The organism is Streptomyces sp. NPDC059037, assembly GCF_042740015.1.
Taxonomy (GTDB): domain Bacteria; phylum Actinomycetota; class Actinomycetes; order Streptomycetales; family Streptomycetaceae; genus Streptomyces.
Genome location: NZ_JBHYIG010000522.1, coordinates 1 through 1,646 on the forward strand (window position 1 = coordinate 1; position 1,646 = coordinate 1,646).

Here is a 1,646-nt window from a genome sequence, read left to right on the forward strand (position 1 = left end):
GTCACTAAACAAATTCGGGGGTTCCCGGGGGGCGGCCACCGCCGGCGCCCCCCCCCCCCCCCGCCCCCGCCCCCCCCCCCCCCGCCCCCCGGGGGGGGGGGGGTTTTTGGCCCCCCCCCCCCCTCTCTCCACCGCATCTGCGCCTACGACGTTCCGTCGTGCGTCTCGTCCGGGTCGACCCCCATCGTGAGCGAGCCGACCACGCCCCTCTCGATGTGCCCCTTGCGGTACTTGAGCTTCAGGAGGCCGTCCTGAGTGCCGCCTCCGCCATAGATCGTGTCCTCGTCGAGCGTCGTGCGTTCCGTCGTGCTCGTGGAGTACGGGGCCACATCGGCGGAGGCAAGGACCGCCGTCTCCGCGAAGAAGAACTGGCCCGTGTGGCAGGCGTGGCCGCCCTCGTAGCCGTCGTCCGTCATCTTGCCGCCGACGTGCACCTTGGTGTGGATGTGCACGGCACGGCCCCGGTACCAGCCGGGGAAGACCGTCTTGAACTCCACATGGCCGCTGTTGTCGGTGAGCTGCGTGCCCCGCAGGTAGCGCTCGTCGTCCGTCGGCTCCTCGTGGCCGCCGCCTCCGCCGCCTCCGCCGGGGCCGCCGGACGGAGGCGTGCCCGTGGGAGTGCCGGAGGGCGTCCCGGTCGGCTCGCCGCCGGGAGGGGTCCCGCCGCCCCCGCCGCTCAGCGACTCGTACCCCGAATAGATCCCCAGCGCGTCGCAGTGCCAGATGTCGACCGCCGCGCGTTTCAGCGGCTTGCAGGTGTCGGAGTCGATCACCTTGAGGCGCAGGGTGAAGGGGATGCCTTCGCGGTCCTCGGTGATGTCCTTCCGGATCTTGTCGGCGTCGATGTAGTACGGACCCTCGGTCGTCTCGCCGGTCAGGCGGTAGCAGGTCTCGGCCGCCGAACCCGTCGCCGAACCCGTCGCCGAACCCGTCGCCGAACCGGTCGCCGAACCGGTCGCCGATGAACCCGCCTCCGCCGTGCCCTCCGCGTTAGCGCTCACCGCCACCGCGCCGCCGATCCCGACCGCCGCCACCGCGGCGCCGCTCGCGACCAGGACCTTGCGGCGCGTCAAGTCCCGTTTGTGGGCCGGACCTTGGGGTGCGCTGGTCCGTTGCGGCTCGTCTCGTTCGCTGTTCTCCGTCATGGGCCTGGACGCTAGGGACCCCACCTGTCACAGACGTGTGCACCGACTGTGTGTACGCACAGCAACGTGTACGCACAGAAATGCGTACGCACAGCAATGCGTACGCGGTCGTGCGCGCTGCTGGTGCTCGAACCGATCACCACATCCGCCCCGGCCGGCGTCGTCAGATGGACCGCGTTGACCGTCAGGCCCTTGTCCGCGCCCTCCACCGGGATCTGCTCATTGACGACGAGCTTGCCCGCGAGGCCGAGGTCGACCTCGTACCCCGGTGTGTCAGGGATGGCGATCGGGGGCCTGCAACGTGCGGTGCGCCATGGCGCCTGGAGCCGGTGGAGGCTGATCGTCAGCTCCCACATGATGTCCGGGCGCGCCGCCGACCGTCGTACGCGCCAGGTCCTCTGCCGTGAAGTGGATACGCAGCGCCATGCCGTCCCCCGACCATGGCTACGCGTGATTACGCGTGATTACGCGTGATTACGCGTGATTACGCGTGATTACGCG

2 protein-coding genes are annotated in these 1,646 nt (G+C 70.2%); both read right to left on the minus strand.

Annotated features, from left to right (window positions below):
* Nucleotides 1–143: 143 nt before the first annotated feature.
* Entirely contained in the window at nt 144–1,145 is a 1,002-nt protein-coding gene (locus ACFWY6_RS45350) for an intradiol ring-cleavage dioxygenase (protein ID WP_384703764.1), read from the minus strand.
* Nucleotides 1,146–1,156: 11 nt separating this feature from the next.
* Nucleotides 1,157–1,501, minus strand: coding sequence for a choice-of-anchor P family protein (locus ACFWY6_RS45355; RefSeq protein ID WP_384703767.1), 345 nt, complete (start codon nt 1,499–1,501; stop codon nt 1,157–1,159).
* Between the last annotated feature and the right edge of the window lie 145 nt (nt 1,502–1,646).

Excerpts from the sequence above, each read along its gene's own strand:
- ACFWY6_RS45350 (WP_384703764.1), bottom strand. The coding sequence starts at position 1,145 with ATGACGGAGAACAGCGAACGAGACGAGCCGCAACGGACCAGCGCACCC.
- ACFWY6_RS45355 (WP_384703767.1), bottom strand. The coding sequence starts at position 1,501 with ATGTGGGAGCTGACGATCAGCCTCCACCGGCTCCAGGCGCCATGGCGC.